Annotated in this window: 9 protein-coding genes and 1 pseudogene; 4 read left to right on the forward strand and 6 right to left on the reverse strand. The window is 30.4% G+C overall.

From position 1 onward, the window contains the following. Positions 1–152: 152 nt before the first annotated feature. Positions 153–476 (reverse strand): annotated as a pseudogene (locus B5G32_RS12755) (N-acetylmannosamine-6-phosphate 2-epimerase); the annotation flags it as partial. 196 nt (positions 477–672) lie between these two features. Beyond that, positions 673–1,185, reverse strand: coding sequence for a hypothetical protein (locus B5G32_RS12760; protein WP_087936870.1), 513 nt, complete (start codon positions 1,183–1,185; stop codon positions 673–675). Between the two features lie 166 nt (positions 1,186–1,351). Between B5G32_RS12760 and B5G32_RS12765 the strand changes: the two genes are divergently transcribed. Both B5G32_RS12765 and B5G32_RS12770 read left to right on the forward strand, forming a co-directional pair. Continuing rightward, a complete protein-coding gene (locus B5G32_RS12765) occupies positions 1,352–2,593 on the forward strand; it encodes an MFS transporter (RefSeq protein ID WP_087936871.1) in 1,242 nt (413 codons plus the stop codon). After that, a complete protein-coding gene (locus tag B5G32_RS12770) occupies positions 2,574–3,587 on the forward strand; it encodes an ArsR/SmtB family transcription factor (protein WP_087936872.1) in 1,014 nt (337 codons plus the stop codon). Before B5G32_RS12765 ends, B5G32_RS12770 begins: the two co-directional genes overlap by 20 nt. A gap of 47 nt (positions 3,588–3,634) precedes the next feature. Here B5G32_RS12770 and B5G32_RS12775 read toward each other — a convergent pair whose 3' ends face one another. From B5G32_RS12775 to B5G32_RS12790, 4 genes are all read right to left on the reverse strand, one after another. Further along, a complete protein-coding gene (locus B5G32_RS12775; RefSeq protein WP_204209734.1) occupies positions 3,635–4,222 on the reverse strand; it encodes a putative immunity protein in 588 nt (195 codons plus the stop codon). Further along, positions 4,215–5,777 (reverse strand): putative ABC exporter domain-containing protein, encoded by a 1,563-nt coding sequence (locus tag B5G32_RS12780; RefSeq protein WP_087936873.1) that lies wholly within the window; start codon positions 5,775–5,777, stop codon positions 4,215–4,217. Before B5G32_RS12780 ends, B5G32_RS12775 begins: the two co-directional genes overlap by 8 nt. A gap of 1 nt (position 5,778) precedes the next feature. Continuing rightward, entirely contained in the window at positions 5,779–6,471 is a 693-nt protein-coding gene (locus tag B5G32_RS12785; protein ID WP_087243664.1) for an ABC transporter ATP-binding protein, read from the reverse strand. A gap of 157 nt (positions 6,472–6,628) precedes the next feature. Beyond that, positions 6,629–7,945 carry a glycoside hydrolase family 32 protein gene (locus B5G32_RS12790; protein WP_087936874.1) on the reverse strand — a complete coding sequence of 439 codons (1,317 nt, stop codon included), beginning with the start codon at positions 7,943–7,945 and terminating at the stop codon, positions 6,629–6,631. Between the two features lie 121 nt (positions 7,946–8,066). Between B5G32_RS12790 and B5G32_RS12795 the strand changes: the two genes are divergently transcribed. Both B5G32_RS12795 and B5G32_RS12800 read left to right on the forward strand, forming a co-directional pair. Then, the gene (locus B5G32_RS12795) at positions 8,067–8,339 is read left to right on the forward strand and encodes an HAD family hydrolase (RefSeq protein WP_158094028.1); all 273 of its coding nucleotides are present in this window, start codon (positions 8,067–8,069) and stop codon (positions 8,337–8,339) included. A 115-nt stretch (positions 8,340–8,454) separates the two neighbouring features. Then, positions 8,455–8,863: helix-turn-helix domain-containing protein (locus B5G32_RS12800; RefSeq protein ID WP_143746652.1), on the forward strand; the 409-nt coding region annotated here is incomplete at its 3' end.

The raw sequence follows: 8,863 nt of genomic DNA on the forward strand, positions 1-8,863 counted from the left end.
GGCCTATTATCAATAAAAAATTGATAATAGGCCGCACACTATCGTAGCAATGTCAATACTTTTCTTTGAAAAATAATAAAAAAAGAGAGAGGGTATATTTGCAATATAACCCTCGAATGCCATTCAGTCCTTAACTTAATGACATTGGTTGCTAAAGTTGTTTGATTTGGTCTTAATCGACTGGTTGCATCCATAGCTATAATTTCAACATTTGCAGCCACTAATGCGTCAACTTCATCCATGGTTGTCGTAATATAAATGTCACTACCCGGATAGTCCTTTTTAATAATACCAATAATTGGTAAATTGACTTCTTGTTGAATAGCTTTAATATCTTCAACACTATTCGCACGTATCCCCTTAGCACCTCCCTGATAAGCAGCTAAAGCCATTTTTGACATAATGTAAGATGAATGTAACGGTTCATCTTACATTGCCTGACATGAAACAATTAACTGATTTTTTAGTTTCTCCATTTTCTCCCTCCTTGTATAATCACACTATACTTCTATCGAAAATATTTGACAATATTCTTAAAAGATTTAGAATTTACTTTCAAAATTTTTCAAAAATAAAAACAAAATATCCCTATTTTGAAAGTAATTTCAAAAAACCAACTTAAAAATATTTCTAAGTTGGTTCGCTAATTAACTGATATATAGAATGTTTTCATCATTTTATAACATATACTAAAAAGCTTGATAATATAATCAAAAAAATGCCAACACCAATAAATATCATAGCCATAATTGACTGATGTTCAGGTATTTTTTCAATAAAAGCCATTTTAGGTTTCATTGGATGATAATAAACAGCCATATTTGATCCTAATGGCCACATATTCTGTGCATCACTTTTTCCCATTCTGCCACCTGCAATGGATAAACAATCATTTTTTGTTACTCGTACATATGGTTCTCCATCTCTTCTCCAACTTTTCGTGATATAGCCACGGAATGTTCTGACTTTCTTATAAGTTTCTCCAAGCACATGATATTCCACAACTGGCACAATCACTCCATTTCCCCTATAACAATAATCTACAACAATTCCATGTGTCATTTCTTGACAAAGTTTCACCTTTCTTTTTTGCCATAATATGATGAATATTCCAACAAAAGTAAATATCAATCCTAATCCAGCAATGATAAGAAAGACAAGCATGATGATCTGTTCATCTGTCATGATATAAGCCCCCTTTTCTTTATTAAATACCAAATCAAACAAAAAAGCAATTCTTTATACATTAGATAACAATCTAATATAAACATTGACATTTATCTAACAACCGTTATAATTTTATATATACTGAATATATAATTAGATATTTATCTAATGAAGGAGGGGCGTTATGAAATATCAGACATTAAAAAATGAAAAAGAATTCTTAAAGTTAGCCATTGCCACTGGAATCAATCGTTTTGGTGACTCTATTGATGCTTTAGCTTTAACATGGCTTGTTTATGCAATCACTGGTGATGCTATGTATTCTGCCTTTAACTTTGGTATTAACTATTTACCAACTATTTTTTTGACACCTTTTATGGGAGCATTTATTGAAAAAAGAAATAAAAAAAGGCTCATGGCTTTAAGTGATTTTCTACGTTCATTATTAGTTATGCTCCTTATTCTTTTCTATATGTTTCAACAATTAAATGTTTATATCATTATGTTCACAACATTTATGATTTCTATTTTAGAAACCTTAAGAGTTCCTTCTTCTACACCAATGATTGCTTCTTTAGTTCCCAAGGAAAAATATGACATTGCACAATCTTTGCATACCTCACTATCTAAATCATTAGAAATTGTTGGTATGGGATTAGCTGGCATCTTATTAAATAGCTTTGGAATCATGATCACTTTTATTATTGATTGTCTTTCATTTATAGTCAGTGGTCTTATGATTGGTCATATTCATTTTCATGATAATTCAAATATTCAAAAGCAATCAACGATTTCTTTATTAAAAGAAGGATTTCACTATACCCAAACAAAACAGTCATTGATTTATCTTTGCTTGATTTGTTGTTGTATCAATGCATTTTTAGTTCCTATTAATGCCTTTTCCAGTGCATTAAGCGTTGAAGTTTATCACAGTGGTCCACAGATGGTTGCTTACTTATCAATGGGCTTTAGTATAGGAAGTGTTTTAGGAGCGACTCTTTATCCCTATATCAGTTCTTATATGAATGCTAAAAAAATGATACAGTCTTTATTTGCTGGAGCGAGTTTTTTCTATATCATGTCTATACTTATCTCTTATATCCCTATCACAATAATCAAATCTTTGCTTATTGCAACACTGGCTATTTTATTTGGTATAATTGTTGTTTTTGCTAATATGTATGGTCAAATCATGGTTTTACAAAAAGTACACTCAAGTTATTTAGCACGTTTTAGTGCGATTATGAATTCTTTTGGTGTTTCTACCATTCCTCTTGTCTCATTTTTTATGAGTTTTTTAAGTTCTTTATTTTCTATTCAAAATATTTTTATTTTTACAGGAATATTTGTTATGATAATAGGAGGAATTCTATTATATAACTCTATTGATGAGGTGATTGATCAAGATGAAAAAGACAATATATAATGAACCTTTATGGTATAAGGAATGGAGAGATTTAGGATTTGAATGTGTGAATGGTCCAAAAGCCATTTCATTAGATATCAAACAAAAAAATGAACACTTTCAAAATCTAAAAAAACAACATGATGTATTCGTTAGAAAAGCTAAAAAAATAAAAAATCTGCAAACTTATTTTCAATCATATCAATTAGATAATAATGAAATTTTATGTTTGGCTGATTTTATTTTAAATGCATTTTTCTTTGTGAGTGAATTTCCAAAACATCATATGCAAGAAGAACTCATTCAAAAATTTACACATTTTGATACAAAGGAATTAAGAGAAGATACTTTAAAGTTTATTGATTTTCAAAATGATTATATTGAAAGTATTAGAAAACTATCTATTGATAATGAAGCTAAATTGGATTTGATTGAAACACTTTATCATCCTAATAAAATGATTCATGGATTATTTGAGATCTTTAAACAGTTTCAAGAGATTTATCAATCTATTGATTATAATCCCATGCTTTTTAACTGTACTCACAATATCAATCAAGATGACTTAAATCAATTTTTTGGACATATTGGTTTAAAAATAGATGAAACACCTATCTCTATTTATCCTACTTTTGTTAATTACAATGGGCTTATATTAATGGTTGAAGATTATCATTATATTTTATTGATAGGAGCAGGTCTAGAAAATACAGCATTAACTTCATATCATGAATCACGTAGTGAACAACAAAAATTAGAATACTTTTTAAAAGTCTTAAGTGATAAATCCAAGTTTGAAATTTTAACTTTGTTGAAAAAGAAATCTATGTATGGTCATGAACTTGCGAAAGCTATGAATCTCAAAACTCCAACAATCTCTTATCATATGGATGCTTTGTTGGATGGAGATTTTATTCGTATTAGAAAAGAGAATAATCGTATTTATTATTCATTAAATGAAGCAGAAATTGAACATATGATTCAATATTTACATCAAAAACTATTAAAAGAATAAGAGTAAACCCCGTTATTTGTCTATTTTCATAACGGGGTATTTTAAACTTATCCTTTTTTTAGTCCTAATAAATATTCCTTATTCGCATGAGGATCATCACTAATAAATTTTGCCCATTGATACTGATGTGTCTTTTTAGCACATTCTAGAAGATATGTCTGATATTCATTGATTCTTTTGATTAACATCTGCTCACAGTCATCAATACCATACCTTCTGACAATAGCTGTTAATTCATAGACAACCAGTCCTATCGCATGTGTTTCTACATGAACTGTTCCACAACCCTGTCCAACCGCATGGCATAAAGCCTGATCTGATACATCTGTTATATCTTTAGCCATTGCATGTACAGCAAGTATAGCTTTTTTGGCTTCTGGCATTTTGATATCTCCTCTTGCCCATTGACGTGTTTTTTCAATAGCGACTCTAGGTCGATTGTCATCTGGATATTTATTTTCTAATGTGATGACGATTTCTTCCACAAATTTCATTGCCCACAAAACGAGGGTCTGATGAGATTGCTTTCTGATATCTGCCAACAAATCCTGTAAACAGGCACTTTCCCTTGAAAAAAGAATTTGATTTTTTCTTTTCCATTTGATTTTCATATCTGTTAAATCTATTTTATTCACTCTTTAACTCCCTGCCATTCATCATACCTTGACATGCCCATAGAATAATAAGCGCTAATATAAAATTCATTGCTAATGAGGCCATTGAAAGCATAGTAAGAACCGTTGGCGTTAATGCATTCGTCATCATAAAAATCACTGTTAATATAACACTTGGTAAAGCACTGACAATCATAATCAACATACGCATCATGTTTTCAAAGACTTGTGTTGTACGACTTTTTAATAATCGTATTGTCAGCACACTGGCACTCATAAAGATAAAAATATAACCAAACATATTAATCAGATACATGAAAATGGTTAAAAATGTTTCATGATAATACATTCCCACAACAATAAAAGATAAAGTTCCAATGATGGATACTTTCATAAAAGTTGGAATCATCACAGCAATAAGCTTTTTATAGGGTTTATCAGGTATAAGATAGATCTGATAATTTTTTAATTCACCTACTAAATCACTGGTTTGCATCATCATAAATAACCAGATTATCATCATATAGATAAAGAAACCAAATCCTAAATCAGAAAAAATAGTTATAACCAAATAAATACCTATGGAAATAATATCATTCCATGAGATTATATTCCCTTTCTTTTTCATCAATAATAGATTTTTTGATAACACTGCATAAGCACCATCATAAAACCTTTTTACGCTGGTTTTTTTCACTTTCACATTTCTTAATGCATCCTGATTACCTGCTTTAAATTCTTTTAATTGTTTAGATAACTCTAATGAATCTTGTAATGCCTGTTCATAAAAATCACCTTTGTAAGTAATAAATAATAGATAGATAATGACTAAACTTATAACCAAAAGCAATAATCCTAAACAAACCATACCCATTTGAGATGTCACATAAGAAATCAAAGTCAACTTTAACCAACCAAAAACAGGTACAAAATAAAACAGTGGTGATTCAATAAAATCAATCATAATTGTTTGAATCCTTCCTGTTTCTAAATATGTCAGTCCTAAAATAATCACCAGCACAATCCCAAATATTCCTGCGATTATATAGTTTATCTTTTTATATTTTTGATCACCTATTGATAAAATATAGCTATAATCAATAAAAACAAGAAAGATCATAATAGTTAACATACTACCTAGTAATGCTAGTCCTATAAATCCAAAATCTACACTGATTCCCATATTCATACCAATAAAGAAAATCAATGCAAAAAATGATAACAATATGGATTGCAAAAAAGTTTGAAATGTTAAGAATGTCATAATTTGCTTTTTATGAAAGGGTCCACTAAATAAGAAATAAGCATCTTCTCCAGAAAACAAAGCTTTTCTTGAAGAAAGCATCGTAGAAAATAACATTAAAGCCAAAAATCCAACAAATAGTAAAATAGATGAATGCAATTCAAAATTCACAACCATATAACTTTGATCTTTTGGCAAAAATAAGAAACTATAAAATACAAAACCATATAAAAGAACAATAAAGATCGTAAAGATTGCACTTGATGGCTTCTTAAAGAGATTTCTCACTGTCGCTTTTGTTTTCATAAACCATAATAAACATAATGATTTCATACTATTCTCCTTCAGTTAATTCAAAGAAGTAATCTTTTAAGCTCTCTTCTTGAAGTTCATCTTTTTTGATTCTTTTGATAATATGTCCTTCTTTCATAATATATGCTTCATCAAAAATATCACTGACAATATCAATAATATGTGTACTGATCAAAACCGCACATCCATTATCAGCTATATTTCTTAATAATTTAAGTGTTTCTTCAATACTTGCTGGATCTAACCCCACCATTGGCTCATCCACCAATAATGCTTTTGGTTCAATCATAAAGGCCAATAACATACTTAATTTCTGTGTCATACCTTTACTTAATTCTTTGGCCATCTTCTTTCTTTTTTCAGTCAATTGAAATAATTCTAAATATTTTTCTGCTTTTTGTTTATAGTTTTCAATCTGATAGGCATGACCAATAAAATCAATATGTTCTTCAACAGTTAATAAATCATAGAGAACTGGTGTTTCTGGCACATATCCAAAACATCGTTTCGCCTCAATTGAGGCATTATCATAACCACAAATGTCAATACTCCCCTCAAACTTTAAAAGATTCGCTATACTCTTAATTGTGGTTGATTTTCCTGCTCCATTAGGTCCTAATAGGATGGTAATCTTTCCACTTTCAGCAATCAGTTCAACATCATCGACTGCTTTAAAATCTCCATATTTTTTTGTCAGGTGTCGTATTTCTATCATATCATCCCTCCTCTTTCTTTTTTATTATATACCCCCCCCCCCCGATATTTTTGCAAGGGAAGGGGCAAGCTGATAATTTTATTATAAGCTATCATAAATCAAATGTCATTGATTATCATATAAAAAAATCCTAACTTATCGTTAGAATCTTTTTTCATTAATTCATTTTCATCTCTATGATATCTACATTTTGATAATCAATATGATCATTGATGTCATAGACAATTTGACTCAGTACATAATATCCACCATTGATATAAATTTCAAAAATATGATAATCATAATAAATTTCTAAATCATAATGTCCATTTAATGGTGGTGTTTTATTCACATTACAAACTTTATCATGTTGAATGGAAACTTCCATTCTATCACAACATAAGCAATCATCCTGTATAAAAAGCTTCATGCCACCTAAACAAATTTGACTATTTGAGTATAATTTGACATGCATATAAAATGGTTCTTTCAAACTGACACTGTCTACTTGACGATGGAAGTATTGTTGAACATGTGGATGTACTGACTGATAAACATGATGGTCTTTATATTCAAAAACCCTTGGCAATATATATAATCCTGTCCATGATTCATTTTCAACTGGTTCTCGCATACGCATCCAAGCTAGCATTGTGCGCTGACCATTCTCATCTAGAAAAGTTTGAGGCGCATAAAAATCTAAACCATAATCCAGATACATATAATCTCCCTGTTTTGTAATTGTCATAGTCTCTTCATCAAATTTGACTGGCATTATAACAGCAACACTATCTGGCTGTGAATCTCGAATATGTTCTGGCGAAAAAATCATAAAGTATTGTCCATTGATTTCAAACAGATCAGGACATTCCCACATATCACCAATACGATCATCTAAAAAACGATTCTTATATGTAAAATGAACAGCATCTTCACTTTCATATAATAAAACTTCTCCACAATAGCCTGTTTCACTTGGAACTTTACTACCTACAATTAAAGCATATTTCCCATTTTTCATTTTCCACACTTTAGGATCTCTTGTATGTCTCACATCTCCTAAAGCTTTATCTTCTATGACATCAATAATCTTTTGTTTTCCATCCTTATTATCAAAATGAAAACCATCATCAGATATCATTAATGCCTGTGATGCAATCAAATCATCATCACTATATTGGATGTGTACATACTCAGGATTTTCTTTCGCATAGCGAATAGCCGTATAATAAAGATATAATTTTCCATCTTTTTCAATAGCTGAACCTGAAAAACAACCATTGCGATCATAAATTTTTGATGGATATAGGGCAATAGGGTAATGCTGAAAATAAATAAAATCTTTTGTCGTTGCATGTCCCCAATGCATTGTTCCCCAAAAATTTTCATATGGAAAATGCTGATAAAAAATATGATAATTTCCTTTATAATAAATTAAACCATTAGGATCATTAATCCAATGATATGGTGCTGTAAAATGTATTTTTGGTTTCATGATGTTCTCCTCCTTATATGTATCATATCATGTTTTGATTGACATGAAAAAGATTTATTTTTGACAAGACTGATTTGATACATTATTCTATAAAGTAGAAACGATTCAAAAGGAGGTTATGATGTTGCAGGCTCTAGCAAGTGATATTGATCACACTTTATTTTTCCAAGAAAGAAATCCACAAATTTCAATTCAAGACTGTCAAGCTATACAAAATTATCAAAATCAAGGGTATCTCTTTGGTTTATGTAGTGGTCGTCCTTATCAGGGTGTTGTACACCTATCTGACCAGATTCACCCTGATTTCTATATTATAACAAGTGGAGCTCTTATTTTAGATCGTGCTTTACATGTAATTTATGAAAAGTTTATAGATCGTAAATTGAAAAACTAAATTCCATCCCTAAATCAATTTATATGGAATTTAATTTTACAAATCCAATGATAGAATTTAATTCTGCAAACTTTTATAATAATAGTGGGTATTCCTTCTACTGGAGGTGCTCATCATGGCTAATCAGAAACATTTAACTGCTCTTGATAGAATCACAATTGAAAATGGTCTAAAAAATAACGATTCTTTCAAGGCCATTGCCAAAAAACTCGATAAGGATTGTACTACCATTTCTAAAGAGGTCAAAAACAATCTTTCTGTTCGTAAAACTGGTGCATTTGGTCGTTCCTTCAATAACTGTCTTTACAGATATACATGCAAGGAACGTAATTCTGCCTGTGACAACTGTCCTGTTATGAAATCTCAGCTCTGCAGATCCTGTACGCGCTGCATCTACGAATGCGACAGCTATGTGGAAGAAATATGCCCTAGGCTTTCTAAGCCTCCATATGTCTGCAACGGATGTCCTGACATGAAAAAATGTACTTTGACAAAGCATATCTATTATGCACTTGAGGCCAACA

Source organism: Massilimicrobiota sp. An80, assembly GCF_002159255.1.
Classification (GTDB): Bacteria; Bacillota_I; Bacilli_A; order Erysipelotrichales; family Coprobacillaceae; genus Allocoprobacillus; species Allocoprobacillus merdigallinarum.

Bases quoted from the DNA above. Each gene is read 5' to 3' on its own strand.
- B5G32_RS12760 (WP_087936870.1), bottom strand. From the start codon at position 1,185: ATGACAGATGAACAGATCATCATGCTTGTCTTTCTTATCATTGCTGGA.
- B5G32_RS12765 (WP_087936871.1), top strand. From the start codon at position 1,352: ATGAAATATCAGACATTAAAAAATGAAAAAGAATTCTTAAAGTTAGCC.
- B5G32_RS12770 (WP_087936872.1), top strand. From the start codon at position 2,574: ATGAAAAAGACAATATATAATGAACCTTTATGGTATAAGGAATGGAGA.
- B5G32_RS12780 (WP_087936873.1), bottom strand. From the start codon at position 5,777: ATGAAATCATTATGTTTATTATGGTTTATGAAAACAAAAGCGACAGTG.
- B5G32_RS12785 (WP_087243664.1), bottom strand. From the start codon at position 6,471: ATGATAGAAATACGACACCTGACAAAAAAATATGGAGATTTTAAAGCA.
- B5G32_RS12790 (WP_087936874.1), bottom strand. From the start codon at position 7,945: ATGAAACCAAAAATACATTTTACAGCACCATATCATTGGATTAATGAT.
- B5G32_RS12795 (WP_158094028.1), top strand. From the start codon at position 8,067: ATGTTGCAGGCTCTAGCAAGTGATATTGATCACACTTTATTTTTCCAA.